The sequence below is a fragment of the Buttiauxella brennerae ATCC 51605 genome, assembly GCF_001654925.1.
In the GTDB taxonomy this organism is placed as follows: Bacteria; Pseudomonadota; Gammaproteobacteria; order Enterobacterales; family Enterobacteriaceae; genus Buttiauxella; species Buttiauxella brennerae.
In genome coordinates, this window is record NZ_LXER01000017.1 from 450,960 (window position 1) to 470,918 (window position 19,959).

16 protein-coding genes are annotated in these 19,959 nt (G+C 51.3%); 4 read left to right on the forward strand and 12 right to left on the reverse strand.

The genetic code is table 11. The features are described from left to right. Positions 1–239: 239 nt before the first annotated feature. The 3 genes from flhE to flhB are packed head-to-tail and all read right to left on the reverse strand — an operon-like array spanning position 240 to position 3,857. Positions 240–632 carry a flagellar protein FlhE gene (flhE, locus tag M975_RS10345; RefSeq protein WP_064559117.1) on the reverse strand — a complete coding sequence of 131 codons (393 nt, stop codon included), beginning with the start codon at positions 630–632 and terminating at the stop codon, positions 240–242. Next, positions 632–2,713 (reverse strand): flagellar biosynthesis protein FlhA, encoded by a 2,082-nt coding sequence (flhA, locus tag M975_RS10350; protein WP_064559118.1) that lies wholly within the window; start codon positions 2,711–2,713, stop codon positions 632–634. Before flhA ends, flhE begins: the two co-directional genes overlap by 1 nt. Further along, positions 2,706–3,857, reverse strand: a complete 1,152-nt coding sequence (gene flhB / locus M975_RS10355) for a flagellar biosynthesis protein FlhB (RefSeq protein ID WP_064559205.1) — start codon at positions 3,855–3,857, stop codon at positions 2,706–2,708. The genes flhA and flhB overlap by 8 nt, the downstream gene beginning before the upstream one ends. 461 nt (positions 3,858–4,318) lie before the next feature. On the opposite strand from flhB, the gene M975_RS10360 reads away from it, so the two are divergent. The 4 genes from M975_RS10360 to M975_RS10375 all read left to right on the forward strand — a co-directional run bounded on the left by M975_RS10360 (position 4,319) and on the right by M975_RS10375 (position 9,433). Next, positions 4,319–4,885, forward strand: a complete 567-nt coding sequence (locus tag M975_RS10360; RefSeq protein ID WP_342446893.1) for a fimbrial protein — start codon at positions 4,319–4,321, stop codon at positions 4,883–4,885. 135 nt (positions 4,886–5,020) lie between these two features. Then, entirely contained in the window at positions 5,021–5,716 is a 696-nt protein-coding gene (locus M975_RS10365) for a fimbrial biogenesis chaperone (protein ID WP_064559120.1), read from the forward strand. Continuing rightward, positions 5,716–8,271 (forward strand): fimbria/pilus outer membrane usher protein, encoded by a 2,556-nt coding sequence (locus M975_RS10370; RefSeq protein WP_064559121.1) that lies wholly within the window; start codon positions 5,716–5,718, stop codon positions 8,269–8,271. The genes M975_RS10365 and M975_RS10370 overlap by 1 nt, the downstream gene beginning before the upstream one ends. After that, positions 8,261–9,433 (forward strand): fimbrial protein, encoded by a 1,173-nt coding sequence (locus M975_RS10375; RefSeq protein ID WP_064559122.1) that lies wholly within the window; start codon positions 8,261–8,263, stop codon positions 9,431–9,433. The genes M975_RS10370 and M975_RS10375 overlap by 11 nt, the downstream gene beginning before the upstream one ends. Before the next feature lie 37 nt (positions 9,434–9,470). On the opposite strand, the gene cheZ is transcribed toward M975_RS10375, so the two are convergent. From cheZ to M975_RS10420, 9 genes are all read right to left on the reverse strand, one after another. Beyond that, a complete protein-coding gene (cheZ, locus tag M975_RS10380; protein WP_064559123.1) occupies positions 9,471–10,115 on the reverse strand; it encodes a protein phosphatase CheZ in 645 nt (214 codons plus the stop codon). A gap of 10 nt (positions 10,116–10,125) precedes the next feature. Next, complete coding sequence (gene cheY / locus M975_RS10385) at positions 10,126–10,515, reverse strand: chemotaxis response regulator CheY (RefSeq protein WP_064559124.1); 390 nt, start codon at positions 10,513–10,515, stop codon at positions 10,126–10,128. Between the two features lie 17 nt (positions 10,516–10,532). Beyond that, positions 10,533–11,582: a protein-glutamate methylesterase/protein-glutamine glutaminase gene (locus tag M975_RS10390; RefSeq protein ID WP_064559125.1), complete on the reverse strand. Its 1,050-nt coding sequence runs from the start codon at positions 11,580–11,582 to the stop codon at positions 10,533–10,535. Next, positions 11,579–12,445: a protein-glutamate O-methyltransferase CheR gene (gene cheR / locus M975_RS10395; RefSeq protein ID WP_064559126.1), complete on the reverse strand. Its 867-nt coding sequence runs from the start codon at positions 12,443–12,445 to the stop codon at positions 11,579–11,581. Before cheR ends, M975_RS10390 begins: the two co-directional genes overlap by 4 nt. A gap of 19 nt (positions 12,446–12,464) precedes the next feature. Continuing rightward, the gene (locus tag M975_RS10400; RefSeq protein ID WP_064559127.1) at positions 12,465–14,069 is read right to left on the reverse strand and encodes a methyl-accepting chemotaxis protein; all 1,605 of its coding nucleotides are present in this window, start codon (positions 14,067–14,069) and stop codon (positions 12,465–12,467) included. Positions 14,070–14,111: 42 nt separating this feature from the next. After that, a complete protein-coding gene (gene tar, locus M975_RS10405; protein ID WP_064559128.1) occupies positions 14,112–15,773 on the reverse strand; it encodes a methyl-accepting chemotaxis protein II in 1,662 nt (553 codons plus the stop codon). Positions 15,774–15,858: 85 nt separating this feature from the next. Beyond that, positions 15,859–16,836 carry a Csu type fimbrial protein gene (locus tag M975_RS10410; protein ID WP_064559129.1) on the reverse strand — a complete coding sequence of 326 codons (978 nt, stop codon included), beginning with the start codon at positions 16,834–16,836 and terminating at the stop codon, positions 15,859–15,861. Continuing rightward, entirely contained in the window at positions 16,833–19,229 is a 2,397-nt protein-coding gene (locus M975_RS10415; RefSeq protein ID WP_064559130.1) for a fimbria/pilus outer membrane usher protein, read from the reverse strand. The genes M975_RS10410 and M975_RS10415 overlap by 4 nt, the downstream gene beginning before the upstream one ends. Then, entirely contained in the window at positions 19,205–19,957 is a 753-nt protein-coding gene (locus tag M975_RS10420) for a fimbrial biogenesis chaperone (RefSeq protein ID WP_064559131.1), read from the reverse strand. The genes M975_RS10415 and M975_RS10420 overlap by 25 nt, the downstream gene beginning before the upstream one ends. Between the last annotated feature and the right edge of the window lie 2 nt (positions 19,958–19,959).

A 19,959-nucleotide genomic window follows, 5' to 3' on the forward strand; every position in this document is an offset into this window, starting at 1 on the left:
AGATTGCACATCCAGTGCCTTATCAGGCCTGCGAGAACCTTACCCTGCTAAGGTAGAAGGACGGGGCAATTGTTACCTTTTCATTTTTGCCACGGCTTAATGAATGCTGGCAAAAAAACAAAGAGTCCCGGCACTCGTGTCACCGATTTATAAAACAAGGGTTTGTTTTTATCAAAAGCAGAGGTTAGAAATGAGAAGTAGAGAAGAAAAAAACCGCATTTTGAATGCGGCCTTGAGGATTACTGATAATTAACAATCACCTGGTTACTGCGTACTTTTAAGGCAGGAAAAAGCGATCCACCACCGGGGACTTGCCAGACAAAACGCAGCGGTTCGTTTGCTGCAACATTGGTTAACCCACGCGTCGTGCCGCTCTGCCCTTCTATCTCAACACAACGTGCCACCGAACAGAGCCGAACATTTAAACCAGCAGGTGTCGGACCAATAAGTTCATAACGCCAGGCAACCATCGTCATTACGCCGCTAACAGGCTGCGTGGGTGCCAGTGCGCGCGAAGATGCAGCGACACCCCGGTGGCTAAGCGTTGCGCCCACGCCACTGGCTTGCCACGCACCTTCTGCGCTTGCGTGCACTATAAAAGGTAAATACATCAGCAAGAACAAGCGGCTCATTATTTCGCTCCGATAGTCGCGGTCATACGGATGTTACGGTTTTCTGACAGCTCAAGGCTTGAAAGCACCATTAATTGCGGCAAGCTGCGGCGTAAGAAACGCGCCAGCAGTGGGCGCAATGCATGGTTAACCAGCAGCACTGGCGGCGCACCCAGCATCTCCTGGCGTTTGAGCGCTTCCTGCGCCTGCTCCAGTAAACGGTCTGCCAGCCCCGGCTCCAGCCCGCCTCCGCCCTGCAATGCCTGTAACAGTAAGCGTTCCAGCGCCGCATCCAGGCCAATAACCTGCACCTCACCGTTGCCCGGGAACCACTGTTGAGTAATAGCCCGCCCCAGTGCCACACGGACAACCGCCGTTAATTCATGCGGATCATTCTGAACGGGTGCATGTTCCGCCAGCGTCTCAAGGATGGTGCGCATATCGCGAATCGGAACTTTTTCGGCCAGCAGGTTTTGCAGCACTTTATGTAAGGTGGTTAACGTCACCACACCCGGCACCAGATCTTCGGTCAGTTTCGGCATTTCCTGCGTTACGCGGTCGAGCAGTTGTTGTGCTTCCTGGCGGCCAAACAATTCTGGGGCAAACTGCCCAATAAGATGGTTCAGGTGCGTGGCAACTACGGTACTGGCTTCGACCACAGTAAAGCCCTGAATCTGCGCCTGCTCTTTTAGCGCGCTCTCAATCCAGGTCGCCGCCAGACCAAACGCCGGGTCAATTGTCGCCTCACCTGGCAAGCTGCCTGCCGCAGTGCCAGGGTTAATGGCAAGCCAGCGCCCCGGATACGCATCACCACTGCCAATCTCGACCCCTTTCATCAGGATACGATAACGTGCAGGTGGCAAATCCATATTGTCGCGAATATGCACCACAGGTGGCAGGAACCCCATATCCTGTGCGAATTTCTTACGAATGCTGCGAATACGCCCTAACAGCTCGCCATCTTGCTGGAAATCCACCATCGGGATCAGGCGATAGCCCACTTCCATTCCAAGAGAGTCCTCAAGCTGAACATCATTCCAGGTGGCCTCAACCGCCTGCGGATTTTCCTGCGGTTTAACCGGGACCGATGGCGCCGCTGGCGCTTCCATCTGACGGCCTCGCATCCACCATGCCAGGCCAAGTAGCCCCGCAGTAAACAGCAGGAAGACAAAGTTTGGCATTCCCGGCACCATGCCGAGCAACCCAAGCACACCGGCACTTAACAGCATCACGCGCGGGTTATTGAACAGCTGGGTAACCATCTGCTCGCCGACATCCTGGTCGGTTGCCACACGGGTCACGATAACGCCTGCTGCGGTCGAGATAACCAGTGCCGGGATCTGCGCAACCAGACCATCACCGATGGTTAAAAGCGTATAGGTTTCTGCGGCCGCACCCACCGCCATATCATGCTGAAGCACACCGACCAACAGGCCGCCGACCACGTTAATGACCATGATCATCAGACCGGCGACGGCATCACCACGAACGAATTTGCTGGCACCGTCCATCGAGCCGTAAAAATCAGCTTCCTGGGTGACTTCTGAACGGCGTTTTTTAGCCTCTTCTTCACCAATCAGCCCGGCGTTAAGATCGGCATCAATAGCCATCTGTTTACCAGGCATCCCGTCGAGCACAAAGCGCGCGCCGACTTCAGCAATACGCCCGGCACCTTTGGTAATAACCATAAAGTTGATGATAACGAGGATGATAAACACCACGATACCGATGGCGAAGTTGCCGCCGACGAGGAAGTGACCGAAAGCTTCAACCACTTTACCCGCAGCCGCACCACCGGTATGGCCATCCATCAAAATGATACGTGTCGAGGCCACGTTCAGCGCCAGGCGCAGCAACGTGGTAAACAGCAGAATGGTCGGGAAAGCCGCGAACTCGAGAGTTTTCTGGGTGAACATCGCCACCAGCAGAACCATGATCGACAGCGCGATATTAAAGGTGAACAGCAAATCCAGTACAAACGCCGGGAGCGGCAGTACCATCATCGACAAGATCATCAAGATCAGTATCGGTCCGGCAAGAATTTGCCATTGCCCGGATTTCATACTGGCAGGCAGACGCAGTGTTGCGAGCAAATTAGCCATCGGAGTCCTTCTCATTTGCAAAGTCCAGTGCTTCTGGCACTGGAAGATTTTCAGGTTTTTTCGGGATTAACCCGCCAGCGACACGCCAGCGACGAAGTTGCCACACCCACGCCAGCACTTCTGCCACGGCGGAGTACAACTGCCCAGGAATTTGTTGCCCAATTTCGGCATGGCGATACAACGCACGCGCCAGCGGCGGCGCTTCAAGCATCGGGATGCGGTGTTCGTTGCCAATTTCACGAATACGCAATGCCACCAGGCCCGCCCCTTTCGCCAGCACTTTCGGCGCGCTCATTTTGTTTTCGTCATATTGCAAAGCGACCGAGTAATGCGTCGGGTTGGTGACTATCACATCAGCTTTAGGCACGTCGGCCATCATGCGCCGGCGAGCAACCGCGCGCTGTTGCTGGCGAATACGCCCTTTAACGTGTGGGTCGCCCTCTTGCTGCTTAAATTCATCGCGAATATCCTGGCGGCTCATACGCAACTTTTTAATGTTGCTGTAAATCTGGAAGAACACGTCAAAGGCGACCATTGGCGTCAGCCCCAGCACAATCAGCAAGCCGCATACCGCCACCATATTCAGCGCGTGACCTAATGCCGCCAGGGGGGGCTCGCTCATCAGCCGCATCATCTCCGGCCATTTATGAAGCAGATACCAGGCCGTTACGCTACCGACCAGCAGTGCTTTGAGAATTGCTTTCAGTAGTTCAGAACCAGCCTGAGCGGAAAACATGCGCCCTAACCCGGCAATCGGGTTCATTTTGCTGAACTTAAACTGGATTGATTTACCGCTAAACAGCAGGCCACCCAACATCATGGGTGCGGCAATCGCCACAATCACCAACCCAAAAATCAACGGCAGTAACGCCCAAACGGCCTGTTTAATCAGCAGGCTAATTTGGCTGACGATAAGATTGGGGTCGTTAATGATGCTGTGATCAAAGTGCAACCCCGCAGACAACATGGCCGCCAGCTGCCGCGCCAGTGGCTCACCGCCAAGCCAGATGATGCTAATTCCCACCAGCAACATCAGTAATGAGGTTAATTCACGCGATCGGGGGATCTGCCCATCTTCTCGCGCTTTTTCAAGTCGGTGGGGTGTGGGGGCTTCTGTTTTGTCGTCGTCGCTTTCTTCTGACACGCCTGCTTCATCATACAGATATACGTTTAGCAATATGATGCCAGAGCAGGTTACTGCCAATGGGCAGATAAACACACTTTCTCGCAGCCTGTTAGGCTGTTTGATGCTTTAACGCAAAATTAGTGAGCATTATTCACTAATTTTTCATTTGTAATTATTTAAAATCACCACTTGCACACTGATCATTTAATAATCAAACAATGAATAATTGATCACTTTAGCAGCAACAACAAAGAAATACATTCACGCCAAGGATCATTTATTTGAAAACATATTAATACATATATAGATAAAATCCGAAATCGGATTATTTACAAATTGCAAAGAAATAAAATTCACACACAAAAGAATAGATTTCGAATATACTTGCCACACCTTTCGGACGACACGTAATATAATTAACGATACTACTAGGTACGCTTATATATACGTTATGTTCTATCACTATGGAGAATAATATATTGAAAAGGAAACTGTTTGCTGTCTTTATGGCACTAGCTTCCACCACTGCTTTTGCCGCAGAAGACAATGCTGGTAAAATTCATTTTACCGGTGAAATCATTGAACCAAGCTGTGTAATTGTAGGTGATGACGGAACGGATTACTCCGTACCACTTGGAACTTTCCCTACATCACTGTTTGCTACAGTAGGGCAAGAATCAGACCTCGTACCCGTTACTGTTACTCTTAAAGACTGCCCGATTGCCAGCGATGGTCTTCCTCAAATTCAATTAAGCTTTAACGGCCCAACAACTCTTACGGGCTCTGCTACGTTACTAGACGTCAGCAAAGTGACAACAACAGGCACCACCGCTGCTACCGGGATTGGTATTGTCCTTACTGAAGATGTTCCCGATTCAGTTCCTATTAAATTTGATGGTTCTGATGGACAGGTTTTTGTTAAATTGTCTACGAAAGCAGCCGACACTATAAGCACAACGTTAAATGCTCGCTATAAATCATTTGCGGAAACTGTTACTGCAGGCCCGGCTGACGCAGACCTGACGGTTAATATTCTTTATCGTTAATTATTTATTTTTAATACAACCAGTGATTAGCCATGCTGTTAATTACACGTTGTTGTATCTAACATGATAAACCCAAATTTCTATTGGGTTTATCATGTTTAACGAATTTCACTTTGTTTTATAAAGGGCACATTCATGCGTATTTCTCTGCTGACGGTCTTTTTTATGACTTTCACTTTTCCCTTTTGTTCTCATTCGGCAGGGGTTCAGGTTGGACGTACGCGTATTATTTATGATGCCAGCAAAAAAGAGGTGGCTTTGCCGCTCACCAATAAAGAGAAAGATCTGCCATGGCTCATTCAGTCATGGACCGATATCGGTGATGGTAAAACTCGTGGGCCGTTTATTATCACACCACCTCTTTTCAGGCTGGATGCACAAAAAGAGCAAAACCTGCGTATTACCTGGTCAGGCCAGGCATTGCCGACAGATCATGAATCTTTATTCTATATGAATGTACGCACAATCCCCGCCATGGGAAAAGACGAGGATGATAAAAATGTCCTGCGGCTTATTTATAAGACGCGGCTGAAATTATTCTGGCGGCCTAAAGGGTTGCATGGCACGCCTGTTGATACATGTAAAAACCTTCGTTTTATCAATGATAAAAATCATTTGCTTGTAACCAATGATGGTGACTTTTACAGCGTTTTCGATAGCCTGAAAGTGGGGAACACATCTTTGACAAAGGCTGAGTTGGTCGCACCGAAAGCAACCGTGCAATTTGCTCTTCCAACTGCGATAACCAGTTCGAAAGTGTCCTGGCGCTGTATTACTGATTATGGCAATGCGACAGAAGAATTTACATCGGGAATGAAAGATGGTGCTTAATGGCTGCTAATCAATTACGCCTGCGCATTTCTCGATATCTAAAATTATCTCATCCCTTGCTGCAGGGGTTGAGCGGTTTACTTCTCGTTGCAGCCAGTAACACCAATGCCCGAGAGTTTTATTTTGCGCCTTCAACACTAGAAGGTGATGGTTTATCACATCAGGATATTGATCTGTCTTTGTTTTCCAAAGAAAACGGGCAGTTACCTGGCACATACAAGACTAAGATACTAATTAATAATCAATTTTCTGATGATGAATCCATCACATATATCAATAATAAAAGCGGTGCACTATTACCGCAGTTGACACCCAAGCAACTCCGGCAATGGGGTGTCCGCGTTGACGCCTACCCTGAACTAGCAAAGCTCTCTGCTACTGAGGCGTTGCCAGAAGCTATAGGCGACTACATTCCTTTTGCCTCAGCAACTTTCGATTTTAATGCGATGGAATTACGCATCAGCATGCCTCAAGCGGCAATCGACACTCATCGTAATGATAGTATCGATCCTTCACGTTGGAACGATGGTGTTCCAGCCGCTTTTGCCGATTATTCATTCTCCGGGTCACAGCGCGAAGACACAGATAAAACGAGTAGCAGCAGCCAGTATCTTAACCTACAAAGCGGTGCCAATCTTGGCGGCTGGCGCCTGCGTAACTATTCAACCTGGAGCCAATCGGATAGTACTCAGTCCTGGCAAACGATTAACTCCTGGCTACAACATGATATCGCGCTTTTAAAAGCACAGTTTATTGCCGGTGAAAATAGCACCCGTGGTGAAGTTTTTGACAGTCTGCAATTCCGAGGTGTCAATATTGCATCCGACGATCAAATGCTTCCCTATAGCCAACGGGGTTTTGCTCCAATCATTCGCGGCGTCGCCAGTTCTAATGCTGAAGTCTCGGTGCGACAAAATGGCTATGTTATCTATCAGGCAAACGTTGCACCGGGTGCTTTTGAGATTACCGACCTTTTCTCCACAACCAACAGTGCGGATTTAGAGGTCACTATCAAGGAATCCGATGGTACCGAGCATCATTTCACGCAGCCATACTCCAGCGTTGCAATTATGCAACGGCCAGGGAATGTTCGCTACGAAATGACTGTCGCTCGTTATAGGGCAGATGATAATCATGCGTCTAATGAACCGCTTTTCGCCCAAGGCAGCGTCATTTATGGTCTTAATAATTACCTGACTTTTTTTGGCGGCATAACATCAGCAACCAACTATCAGGCACTTAATAGTGGCACAGGTGTTGTTCTTGGAGATTTCGGTTCGATTTCGACAGATTTAACATGGGCTCGCGCGAATCTGGATAATAATGAACAGCATGATGGACAGTCCTGGCGGTTGACATACACCAACAAAATAGAGGCAACAGATACCAACTTTACACTGGCGAGTTATCGATACTCCACGAGTGGTTATTACACTTTTGCCGATGCTAATGAAAAATATGATGCTGAAGACAGTGGATGGTCATTTAACTATAACAAACGCAGCAGGCTGCAGCTTAACCTCAATCAAAATGTATTTGATAGCAACTTGTACATTTCGGGCTACCAGCAAGATTACTGGAAAACCGACCATACAGAACGAAGCATGTCATCGGGTATCAGTAGAGTCATAGGTGGCATCAGCGTCAATCTTACCTATACCTACAGTAAAACCGACGATGAAAAAAGCGATCAGATGATGTCGTTAGCTTTTAGCGTACCTCTATCCCAATGGCTCCCTAAAAGCTGGGCCAGTTACAGTCTCAATACGAGTAAACAAGGTTATACCAGCCAAAATATTGGGCTTAATGGCACACTTCTGGACGATGACCGGTTAAGTTACTCGCTGCACCAAAGCCATACAAATCATGATGGTCAGGATAACAGTAGCGTTTATGGTAGCTACCGTTCGCAGTATGCCAATCTCAACGCAGGTTACTACCTTAGTTCTGACAAATCACAACAATTGACATATGGGATAAGCGGAGCTGTGGTAGCTCATCCGGCAGGCGTTACGCTTTCTCAACCGTTAGGCGATCAATTCGCCATCGTCAGTGCTAAAGGTGCATCAGGCGTACGTTTTACCAATCATCGTGGCGTTCAGACCGATTATTTTGGCAACGCAATCATCCCTTCACTTACACCATATCAGGAAAATGATATTCGTATCGACACCACAAGTCTGCCAGATGATGTGGATACAGATGAAACGACAATGACCGTTGTTCCAAGCCGCAGGGCGGCAGTCAGCACGCAATTTACTGCGCATGTTGGCTACCGGGCATTGATCTCTCTCACCCGGCCTGATGGTCGAATCATTCCATTTGGCGCAATTGCCAGTGTCGACGGATTAGCACAGAGTGGAATTGTCGACGATCAAGGTGTGCTTTACCTTGCAGGCATTGGAGAAAATACCTCCTTAACAGTGAAGTGGGGTAATTCTGCTCAACAGAGCTGTCACACAAATATTGAGCTATCTACTCCCACCGAATCTGTTCCCGGCGGCATTATCCAGACCAGCGCAATCTGCAAGCAAGAGGTAAATCATGCAGGATAAACAACCTACAAGCTTCTTACACATTACGTTGCTTAAATTATTACTTATGCTAGCCCTCCAGGTTTCGCCAGTCACCGTTCAAGCGGCAACTACAGTGTTGCATGATTGTTTCTCTGCACCCGAAACTTACAACATCCATATCGATTCAGAGATTCCTGCGGGTGATAATAGAGATGGGAATGAAGTCAATGTTGACAGCCATCTTGTGGGTGAAGGGTCATCAATGATTGCCAATTGCACTTGCCCAAAGAATCTCTATTCAACCAGCATCGTTTATGAAATAACCGCCGCCGGAAGTCCATTGCCAACTGGCACCAACGGTTATGGCTATCTGACAGACCATCTTGACGTTGGTCTTATAGGTTACTCTGACGCAATAAATTCGCCAGATGGTAGTAACCTGACGTTTATCAGTATTAATACTTATCCCACACCATTATCTGGGATGTCGAAAGCTAATGAGGGTGTGATAAAACCCACTGAAGGAACTAGTGATGTTTGCAGTGCCGCGACTCGACCTTCTGATGTAAGCAGCTCTAAACGTGCATTTAAATGGAATGTTATCGGCTTAACTCTGTATGTAAAAAAAGCATTTCTGGGTGAAGAACTCATCCCCTCAACGGTGGTTGTCCAAAACTATTCCTGCCTCTCATTTGGTAGTTACTGCACCATCAATGATGTACAACAGGTTTCAAACATCCGTGTGGAAGGTAGAATCAGCGCCCCGCTCAGTTGTACGATAAACGCAGGGAGCACCATAGAAGTTGAACTGGGAAATATCGTCTCCTCACAGTTTGTTACGCAAGGCCAACCGCCAGCGAGCTATACACTTAAAGATGTCGATATCTCTTATCATTGCGACGACCCGGCAGCTGGCGATTCTGGCAAAATCAAATTTAGCCTCAGCGCAGACCAGGGGGTTGCTCCGGGCAGCAACAATCTCATCGCTAAGATGCTCGATCGAGATGACATTGGTGTGCGTATGTTTGATCAAAACGACAATGATGTCGTTCTCGACGGTTCTCTTGACCTGCCGGTTACGCTTGACACTGAAGGTAATGGTAAAATAAGTATGAAAGCGGCGCCTGTCAGCATTACGTCAAAAAGGCCGAAGGCAGGGAAATTTGAAGGAAACGTGACCGTGAAAATGGAACTTCGCTGAAACTTGCCGTCCTGCATACGCTGGACGGCAATCGTAATTAAAACCCTAAACTATCCAGCAAATCATCAACCTGGTCCTGACTTGCGACGACACCAGCGGCTGTCGCATTCATTTGCGGGCCATTAAGCAGGCTGTCTGCCGGGCGTTTAGCGCGAGCATCCAGTTCTGGCATGTTTTCCATTAACACCATCAACAGCTGGCGTTCAATTTCCTGAATCACATCCATCATGCGCTTGATGACCTGACCGGTTAAATCCTGGAAGTCTTGCGCCATCATGATTTCCAGCAGTTGGGCATTGGTAAAACTGGTGTGGCTCGGTACGCCTGACAGATAACTGCGTGTATCGGTCACCAGTTCTTTTGCATCACCTAACTCAATCGGGTTTTCAAACCAGGCATCCCAACGGCCATTGAGTGCTTTGGCTTCGGTTTCCAGTTTGTTCTGGTGAGGCTGAGCCAGCTCCACACAGTTTAATGCGCGCTCAGCGGCTTGCGCGGTCATCTGCACCACGTAATCCAGGCGATCGCGAGCATCGGGAATAGCTTCCGCGGCTTCGGCTATCGCCTGGTCAAGCCCCAGCTCGCGCAAGCTGTCGCGCAGCATACGGGTCAGGCTGCCTATCCGAACGATAATATCGCCGGTTGAATGTAACTCTGTCGCGGGATTCGTAGATGAGTGCATGTGCCTCTCCTTACATGCCGAGCTTTTCGAAGATCTTGTTCAACTTCTCTTCAAGAGTCGCTGCGGTAAAGGGTTTCACCACATAGCCACTCGCCCCCGCCTGCGCTGCGGCAATAATGTTCTCTTTCTTCGCTTCGGCCGTAACCATCAGCACCGGCATCGCCGCCATTGAGCCATGCGCACGAATGGTTTTCAGCAATTCCAGACCGTCCATATTTGGCATGTTCCAGTCAGAGATAACAAAACCAAAGCCGCCGCCATTGAGTTTGTTTAACGCATCAACACCATCTTCCGCTTCTTCAACATTGTTGAAACCCAGCTCTTTTAGCAGGTTACGGACAATTCGACGCATGGTAGAAAAGTCATCCACCACCAAAAATTTGAGTTCTTTATCTGCCATTTATTGGGTTCCTTCTGTTAAATACGTATTGCCTGTCCGGCACTAATTTTTATCAACATTTGTTGACTGATTTCGCTTAAATCGACCACTTCGCTAACGCCACCACTGTTAATGGCTTCACGCGGCATGCCGAACACCACACAACTTGCTTCGTTCTGGGCGATAGTCCATGCCCCGGCTTTATGCATTGCCAGCATCCCGGCGGCGCCGTCATTCCCCATTCCGGTGAGGATCACGCCGACGGCATTTCGCCCGGCGAACTTCGCAACGGAATGGAACAGCACATCCACGGCCGGGCGATGCCGGTTCACGGGCGGGCCGTCATGAATCTTGATTTGGTAGTTCGCCCCACTACGGGCAAGCTCCATATGTTTATCGCCAGGGGCGATATACGCATGCCCCGGCAATACACGCTCACCGTCTTCGGCCTCTTTCACCGCAATCTGGCATAACTTGTTAAGCCGGTCGGCGAACGAACGCGTAAAACCTGGCGGCATATGTTGAGTGATTAATACCGCCGGGCTTGAAAGCGGCAGCGGCTGCAACACATGGCGAATGGCTTCAGTGCCACCGGTTGACGCACCAATTGCTATCAATTTTTCTGAACTGAGCAACGGCCCGGCTTTAATCGCCGTGGGCGCTGCAACGGGCGCGCGAGCCGCCAGTTTTGCCTTTGCCGCCGTGCGCACCTTTTCCGCGATAGTTTCGCTGTAGGCCAGCATCCCTTCGCGTATTCCCAGTTGCGGTTTAGTGACAAAATCAATCGCGCCCAGCTCAAGGGCCCGTAATGTCACTTCCGAACCTTTCCCGGTAAGCGATGAAACCATCACCACCGGCATTGGGCGCAGACGCATCAACTTTTCGAGAAAATCCAGGCCGTCCATGCGCGGCATTTCGACATCCAGCGTCAGCACGTCAGGGTTGAATTTCTTGATCAAATCACGCGCCACCAGCGGATCGGGTGCGGTTGCCACCATTTCCATGTCGTCGTGGCTGTTGACTATTTCTGTCATGATCTGGCGCATCAGGGCGGAATCATCAACGCAAAGCACCGTTATTTTTGTCATGATTTTTCCTTACTCAGTCCGTACACGGTCTGCCCGCGCAGCAAAAACTCGCGACTGAGGTTACTGAAGTTTTCCGAATGCCCGGCAAACAGCAATCCGCCCGGTTTTAGCAGCGGCACAAAGCGCTGCAAAATTTGCTGTTGCGTTGTTTTGTCAAAATAAATCATCACGTTGCGGCAAAATATGGCGTCAAACGGACCCGGAATGGGCGCTTGCTTATCGAGCAAGTTTATCGGCGCAAATTCCATATGACTCGCCAGGTCACTGCGCACCCGCACCAGCCCTTCATGAGGCCCGGTACCACGCATGAAATAGCGCTGCATTTGCAGTGGCGCCAGCGTTTTCAGCTCGTCCTGCCGGTAAACGGCACTCTGGGCTTTTTCCAGCACCTGCGTGTCGATATCGCTGGCAAACACCTTCCAGCGTCCCGGTGCCATACCCAGCACATCCGCAAGGGTAATGGCGATAGAATACGGCTCCTCTCCGGTCGAGGCCGCCGCACTCCAGACTTTGTATTCCCCACTTCGTTTACGCGCATGTTCTGCGAGGATCGGAAAGTGATGGCCTTCGCGAAAAAACGCCGTCAGGTTGGTGGTCAGGGAATTAATGAACGCCTGCCATTCGGCATTGCTGCCGTTGGCTTCCAGCATGCTCAAATAGTGCCCGAAATCCTCCAGGCCCAAAGTGCGCAAACGGCGCACCAGACGGTTGTAAACCATGTCGCGTTTGTGATCGGCCAGCACGATACCTGCACGCTGGTAAATCAACTGGCATATCCGGCGAAAATGCGTGTCGGACAGCGGTAGACGCTGTGTCATCTGTAACATTAATGACGTTTGCCCGTTGGACAGTGGTGATGTCATAGCGCCTTCTCAATCACAATCAGGGGGTGACAAGCACCCCGTTGGTTACTAAATCTCTGGTGACGTCGTCGTTGTCGACACTTTCCAGATTAAACACCGATACCACACCGCTCAGATGTTCGGCCTGGCTTGCCAGAGCATCGGTTGCTGCTGCCGCTTCTTCGACCAGCGCGGCATTCTGTTGAGTAACCTGATCCATCTGGCTTACCGCCTGCGCCACCTGTTCGATGCCACGGCGTTGTTCGTCGGATGCAGACGCGATTTCGCCCATGATGTCGTTAACTTGCGTCACCGAACGGACGATTTCCGCCATTGTCGTTGCTGCGGTATCCACCAGTTGCGAGCCTTGCTGCACACGGTCGACCGACTCTTCGATCAGCACTTTGATCTCTTTTGCTGCCTGCGCGCTGCGTTGTGCCAGGTTGCGCACTTCGCCTGCCACCACAGCAAATCCACGGCCTTGTTCACCCGCACGGGCGGCTTCAACGGCGGCGTTAAGCGCCAGAATATTGGTTTGGAAGGCGATACCATCAATCACGCTGGTGATGTCGCCAATTTTCTTCGAACTGCCCGCAATGTCGTGCATCGTGCGGGCAACGTTTGCGGCCTGTTTGCCGCCCTGTTGTGCGGTGTCTGCCGCAGTACGGGAAAGCTGTGCGGCCTGGCGTGCGTTATCGGCGTTCTGGCCCACCGTTGCGGTCAGTTGCTCCATGCTGGCGGCCGTTTCAGCAAGCGATGCGGCCTGTTGTTCGGTTCGGGAAGAGAGATCGTTGTTGCCCGCGGCAATTTCAGCGATCCCGGTGTGCATCGCCCCACTGCCCTGGCGCACTTGCTGCACAGTCTCTTTCAGCGCTTGCTGCATGTTTTTCAGGCTGCGGAAAATCTCGGAGATTTCATTACGCCCATACACGCTTATCGGGCGTGCTAAATCGCCTGCGGCGATGTGCTCAAAGTGGCTACGCACAATATCCAGCGGCTGCACCAGCATACGGCGCGACCAGATAATTGAACCCACCAGCATCAGGATGGCGATCACCGTCACGCTGGCGAAAATAATCGCCGAGATCTGGTAGTTCATTTTGCTGTCAGCACTCGACGCCGCCACGGTGTCATTGATGCTCTGCTGCCAGGCGTTAAAGTAAGCGTCAAAAATATCCTGTGATTTCTGAATCGGCGCACTCAGGAAGTCAGAAAGCTGGTTGCTTTCAAGCCAGGTCGTCTGATGTTGTAAATCATCGCGATAAGCGGCGTAGCTCTGCTTCGTCGATACCACCATATCCTCACCTTCTTTATTTAAAGGTGGGATTTCCAGAAACTGGTTAAACAGCATGTCAGCCTGTTTCAGGCTGCCACGGGCATTTGCCATCAGGCGCTTAATGTCTTCCGGCGGGTAACTGAGTGCCGTCAGCGTACCGGCACGGCTTAAGGCAGTACTGGCCTGCAACAAAGCCGCACGGCTTTGCGTTAAGGTGTCACGTTGCTGGTTTCCGACTTCAACCATTTTAAGATTCTGAAAATCATCCCTGAATGCCCAAAAAGACAATCCATTACTGCCAATCTGCAGCACGCCGCAGACGATCAAGATTAACAACAGAGTGGTCGAAATTCGGATACGGTTGAACATCACAGCCCCTCAGCCGGCACGTCTGCCGGCCATTAATGTTTCTTAGAAAGTTTCCCAGTTATCGTCGTGCCCGCTTACGGCCGGTTTACTCGTTTTGAGCGTCGGCGCAGGCGAAGGTGTGGTGCTAACCGAAGGTGTCAACGCAGGTTCCGTTGTTAAACGGAAGGCTGCGACCAGCTGGTTAAGCATGCTGGCTTGTTCTTCAAGTGCTGCGGCGGCAGAGGCTGATTCCTCCACCAGCGAGGCGTTCTGTTGAGTCACGCGGTCCATTTCTGAAACTGCCAGCGCAACCTGTTCGATACCGTGACTTTGTTCATCAGAGGCGGAGGCAATTTCACCCATGATGTCGGTGACACGCGTCACCGCATTCACGATGTCGCTCATGGTTTCTCCGGCGCTTTCAACCAGCACCGAGCCGGTATCCACGCGGGAAACAGAATCTTCAATCAGCCCTTTAATCTCTTTCGCCGCCTGGGCGCTACGCTGTGCCAGGTTGCGCACTTCACCAGCAACGACGGCAAAACCACGCCCCTGCTCGCCGGCACGCGCCGCTTCTACAGCGGCGTTCAGCGCCAGGATGTTGGTCTGGAAAGCAATGCCGTCAATCACACCAGTAATATCAGCAATTTTCTTCGAGGAACCGGCGATGTCGTGCATGGTTTTCACCACGCCATCCACCACTTTGCCGCCGCGTTGAGCCGTTTCGGAGGCGCTTAATGCCAGTTGTGATGCCTGACGGGCGTTTTCTGCGTTCTGCTTAACGGTAGCGGTAAGCTGTTCCATGCTGGCGGCAGTTTCTTCAAGAGAGGCGGCCTGCTGTTCAGTACGCGATGAGAGGTCGTTATTCCCGGCGGCAATTTCACTCGCCCCGCTGTAGATGGCGTCAGAACCATCGCGCACGCTGCCGACAGTGATGATCAGTTCTTGCTGCATATGGCGCACGCTGGAAGTCAGCTCGCTGATTTCATTGCGGCCAGTGGAAACAATATTGTCCGTCAGGTTGCCGTTGGCGATTTCACGAATATGGCCGATAACCACAGTCAGCGGTTTTAGCAGGATGCGACGCATACCGAACCACACCAGAACGATCACCGCAAACAGGGCTAATGCCAGACCTGCGATTTGCCATTTGGCAAAGTTGTAATCATGGGTGCTATCAATGAACGATTGCTCGTACATGCGATCGTTAAGGGCGATGTAACTGCTGTATTCGGCCTGGAGGGCGTTTTGCAGGCTTTGGGTCGACTGGGCAAAATAGGCGTCCATGTTGCCTGTTTCCAGGTAACCCACCAGTTCGCTCAGGGCTTGATTATAGTTTTTGTAGTCATCATCAATGCCGTTGACCAGCGTTTCAATTTCCTGGCTGGCAGCAGGAACTTGTTTGAATAAGGTGTAATGTTGTTGTGCATCGGCGAGGGATTTTTTGGCGTTGCTCAGCAACTCCGTTTTTGCAGCACTTTGCCCATTGCTGGCATCCATCATCATCCGCGCAGCCGAACGGCTGAGGTTGATGCGGGTTTGCAGCATCAATTCCCAGGTGTTAGCCAGTTCCGATTGCTGAACGCGTAACTCCCTGGAAACTTTAAAACTGTCGTTATTTTGTTTAAGCGAGTTAAAAAACATTCCGCCAGAGATGAGCTGGAGGAGCGCGAACACCACCAGCACCATCATTAGCATGGTGACAACGCGAATACGGTTCAACATATAACACCCTTTTAATGATTTCTTATCGGTGTTATCGGCATGTGGTGCGGAAACTTTACGTGAAACTTTTCAGGCGTGTTGTCATTTAAAACGCGACATCTACCACTAACGTATCGCTGTAAGTCCCGGCGGGTGGTGTCGTTTGCGTAGTCAGCACTTTTGCCACGTAATTGTAATTACGCAGCAACCCATCGGTACTTAACCCTGATGAAGCCGCACTCGCCCAGCGTTCTGCGCCCACACTCCCCCAGCGGTCAGTGCCATTAGATTTGTAGAGTTCATAACTCATATAGTTGTTGCCACTTTTCATGCGCCGCACGCTGCCATTCACATTCAAACCATCATTCACACCCACGGTGTAGGTACTGCCTTTGGTGCAGGTAATTGCGATGCTTTGGGAAACACTTTTGAAATTCTGCACCAGCGGTGCGCTATCAAAACTCACCGCCGGAGCGGTAATGGTGCTGCAATCGTTGCTCACAGTCAGGCTGACGGTGGTGCCCGGTGATCCGTTCCCCGTCTGGTACGCCAGGCATACCGCCACACCGAGGCTGCACACGTTCCAGTCGATTCGGAAATTAAATATCACGCTGTATGGCCCGGCGCTGACGTTCTGCCCGGCTACCGTTGTCAGGTAAATCGGCAAGGTGTAACGCTTACTGGCGAGTAAATCCAGTAGCGAATTGCCACTCCAGGTGTAAGTCCCGCCGACTTTAATTTCGCTGCCTCCGGTACACCCGGACAGAGCACAAACAATGACCGGCACGTTGTCGGTATTGGTTGTGTCGTCGGTTCGCCTGAGCAAACCCCGCGTCCCGGTGCCAATCACCGCCGGCGTGGTCCCAAGATAAGTGAGTTTTATCGAATCCGACGTCAGCAAATTCAGCACTGTGTCGCAATCAACTGAAAACGAAGCGCTGGTGCTCTGAGGCGTTGAGTTAATAACAAACGAGCTTTTGGTGCCAAACGAGGCATTGACTCCGCTCAATCGGCAATCAGCTTGCGCGGATTGGCCGAAAAATAGCAGCAATGCCGCCAGAGTCCACACGCAGCGGCCCGTCATCTCGCTGCCGCCTGGCACACCAAAGGGCCATAAGTTTTGAGTTTGTGAGCAGGGTTATTTTCGAGCCGTAACGTGGCACTACAATGTTTTCCTTCCGGCGTGGTGACCGTGAGTTGATTGACCTGGCTGAGGTTTTCGAGGTAGACGATACCGTCATATCCCACGGGTGCAGGCGGTTGTAATGACCGGTAAACCTGGCTTGAAACCGGCAGGTTTACTCCGCGACTGTCTTGCAAAATCACACTGGCGGCAATCTCTTGCTCCATTGGGAAATCAAGTAAATAACCAGAGTGACGACGTAACGCCACGCGGCGTTCGGTATCTTTGATACGGGTATCGGCCGGTAAGTTAAGGGTGTTGATGCTGTAATTTGCCGGGTAATACGATGACACGCCGCTTATTAGCAGGTAACCGTCGTCGTCAGTGGTGCCTATCGGTTGATTTTCGAAATTCACCGTAACGTCGCCATATCCCTCGGTACTGACCACCACAAAGGCATCGTTAATACGGTTTGCCGCCAGCAATGTGTTGTCCATCAGGACCAGTGAGCCAGACATTTCACCCCACTGGGTGTAGTTATCTCGCTGCCCATAGACGCCGCCCTGCAACTCGACTTTGTTGTTACGCCAGCCAAGTGTGGCCTGCTGGTAATCGTCGTCATCACTCAGATGTGCATACGCCATGTTCCAGCTGAACCCACCGTTACTTGGCATGGCGTGGTTGTAGTTCACTCGTTGGGCGCTACCCGCATCCGGCGTGCTTTCCACGCTAAATGCCGCGCTGTCTGCGCCACCCAGCGGCACCTGCAATGACAGCGCGAGGCTCCAGCCATTTTGTTCGGGATCATGGCTTGCAGCCAGATAAAAGCTGCTGTTTCCCCACAGGTTTTTACTCCACGATAAATTAAGCAGCTGTGTTTTTTCATCGTCAAAACTGCGCACGTCGATCCACGCCGCACCGATGTTGCCAAAACTGCCAAAGTTGAAAGAGAGTGAGTATTGATCGGTGCTGCGACTGAGGCTGGCTATCGGCTGGTTATTTTCGTCATACATGTCGGGGGAGTCGTAGAGCGCAAGGTTGCCGAAACTGCGGTCACGGTGGCTGTGCTGCGTTCCGATGTTGAACCAGTTGGTGTTGTACTGATAACCCCAGTTCACTTGCTGACCGCTCTGGCCGCGCATTTCACTGTGCGACCAGGCACCATTAACCACGCCAAAATGCCCCAGTTTCACCAGCGTCCCCACGCCACCTAACGCCAGTGATTCTGCGCCTTCAGCATGGCTTTCCAGCGTCCAGAAATCGTTAACACCGTAGCGGTACGAACCACTGACCGCCGCCGGGCCGTAAGAAAAATTGTCGATGCCGTAGTCACGCCGCAAGCTGCCAAGCGTTAAAGCCCCGTCGCTCAGGCCGGGTTTAAGTAATTCACTGGCGACATAAAACGGTAAGGTGGTGGACACCTGGCGGCCCAGCGCATCGGTGGTCACCAGCACTGCATCGCCGGAACCATTAATGTAGGGAAGATTGGTCAGAGTGAACGGGCCGGGTTGCAGGTCGGTACTGCCGCTGCGATAGCCGTTGATAAAGACATCTACCGTGGAAGGCACCGCCGCTTCGCCGGAAAATGCCGGTAGCGGATAAGTGATGAGATCGGGGCGCAGTGAGAAATCACGGCCAATTGACACGCCACCCATGCGCACGCTGTTGCTCCAGCTTAATGCGTCGCTCACCACGTCGCCCGCCGACCAGCTGATAATATCGTCTTCGTCAGTACCGGTTAAGGTGGTGTCGTAACGCCGGTAACCCTCGTTGCCTGCCGAATCCTCGCCGGTGATATTCTGGCCAAACGTCCCTGTAGAAGAGAGACTAAGGTTACCGCTGAACATCCGTAATTCATGCCACAACGACGCCTGGCTGCCGCTGCTTTGAGCATGATTCGCGTAGAGATCGTAGTTGAGTAGCGCCCCGCTACCGCTCAAAGGCTTGAAACTGTCATCCTGTTTGCCAAGGGCGATGGCCTGGCTCGGCAACCATTCATTGGGAACGGTCATCAGCAGCCGTTGCCCGCTGCTGTCATATTGTGTTTTCACCTTGTTCATTGCTGAGACATTCACTTCGTCCGAGGTGAATTTGTCACCCGGTAGTCCGGCGCGCTGAAGATCGGCGCGGCTGACAAAAAACTGCCCGTTGCGCTGGGTAACAGGCACCACCCGTCCACTGTCCCACTGGTTGAAAACCAGCGATAAATGAAACAGCACACTCTGGTCCAGAGTTTGTGCCTCAGGGGGTGCCGGCAACGCATCATCTTCAGGCGCCGCCATGCTGCACAGCGGCAGAGAAACGAGAAGCATCGCCATGGGTAATCGACTCAATTGACCGGAGAGGATTGCCATTGTTCGGAACGAGCATTAATCGTTGCAGACAATTGGTCAGGCCGGGTAAATGAGGCGGGCAGCGGCCATTCACGCTGGCTATTCGGTAACACGTAGCCCATCAGGCCGTCAGTCAGTGTCCGTTTTTGGCTCCCCTGGCGCAAAGTGACTTTGCTTAACCGGGCGTGAACGCTTCCACGGTTAGTGACTTGTAACGTCGGCTGGCCATTTTCAGTCGTCACGCGCCACGACAGTTTTGCCGGTTCCGTGTTGGCGTGGTTACTGGCCGCTTTTTCAATGTCCATACCTGCGCCATAGGAAAACAGTGGGATGGAATAACGCATCTGCAATTTCAGGCCAATTTGCGGTTTGTTATTGTCCGCAGCTTCGGGGATTTCATCGACCACGATGCGGTAAGCCTGTTCCTGGCCCGGTGGCACCACATTCTGTTTGATTAAGCGGATGAGCTGTTTTCCGCCCCCTTCAATGCGCACAATCGGCGGGCTTGCCACGACATCCTGTTGTGCCTGGTATTTTTCATGCCCTTCCTGCTGCGACCAGCCCACTACGCGCACTTGCATCGTTGTCGGGGATTGACTTTGGTTTTGAACCCACAGTTCTGCTGCTTTTGCATCGGCATCAAGATAAGGGTCAATGGGCCAGATAAGGATATTCCCGGCCGCCAGAGCCTGTGCGCTGGCAAGACAACCTGCGGCAAGCAACAGTTTACGCGAATGCCATTGCATCATTG

Bases quoted from the DNA above. Each gene is read 5' to 3' on its own strand.
- M975_RS10420 (WP_064559131.1), bottom strand. From the start codon at position 19,957: ATGATGCAATGGCATTCGCGTAAACTGTTGCTTGCCGCAGGTTGTCTT.
- M975_RS10400 (WP_064559127.1), bottom strand. From the start codon at position 14,069: ATGTTCAACCGTATCCGAATTTCGACCACTCTGTTGTTAATCTTGATC.
- M975_RS10375 (WP_064559122.1), top strand. From the start codon at position 8,261: ATGCAGGATAAACAACCTACAAGCTTCTTACACATTACGTTGCTTAAA.
- M975_RS10410 (WP_064559129.1), bottom strand. From the start codon at position 16,836: ATGACGGGCCGCTGCGTGTGGACTCTGGCGGCATTGCTGCTATTTTTC.
- M975_RS10390 (WP_064559125.1), bottom strand. From the start codon at position 11,582: ATGACAAAAATAACGGTGCTTTGCGTTGATGATTCCGCCCTGATGCGC.
- cheZ (WP_064559123.1), bottom strand. From the start codon at position 10,115: ATGCACTCATCTACGAATCCCGCGACAGAGTTACATTCAACCGGCGAT.
- flhA (WP_064559118.1), bottom strand. From the start codon at position 2,713: ATGGCTAATTTGCTCGCAACACTGCGTCTGCCTGCCAGTATGAAATCC.
- M975_RS10370 (WP_064559121.1), top strand. From the start codon at position 5,716: ATGGCTGCTAATCAATTACGCCTGCGCATTTCTCGATATCTAAAATTA.
- cheR (WP_064559126.1), bottom strand. From the start codon at position 12,445: ATGACATCACCACTGTCCAACGGGCAAACGTCATTAATGTTACAGATG.
- M975_RS10415 (WP_064559130.1), bottom strand. From the start codon at position 19,229: ATGGCAATCCTCTCCGGTCAATTGAGTCGATTACCCATGGCGATGCTT.
- flhE (WP_064559117.1), bottom strand. From the start codon at position 632: ATGAGCCGCTTGTTCTTGCTGATGTATTTACCTTTTATAGTGCACGCA.
- cheY (WP_064559124.1), bottom strand. From the start codon at position 10,515: ATGGCAGATAAAGAACTCAAATTTTTGGTGGTGGATGACTTTTCTACC.
- tar (WP_064559128.1), bottom strand. From the start codon at position 15,773: ATGTTGAACCGTATTCGCGTTGTCACCATGCTAATGATGGTGCTGGTG.
- M975_RS10365 (WP_064559120.1), top strand. From the start codon at position 5,021: ATGCGTATTTCTCTGCTGACGGTCTTTTTTATGACTTTCACTTTTCCC.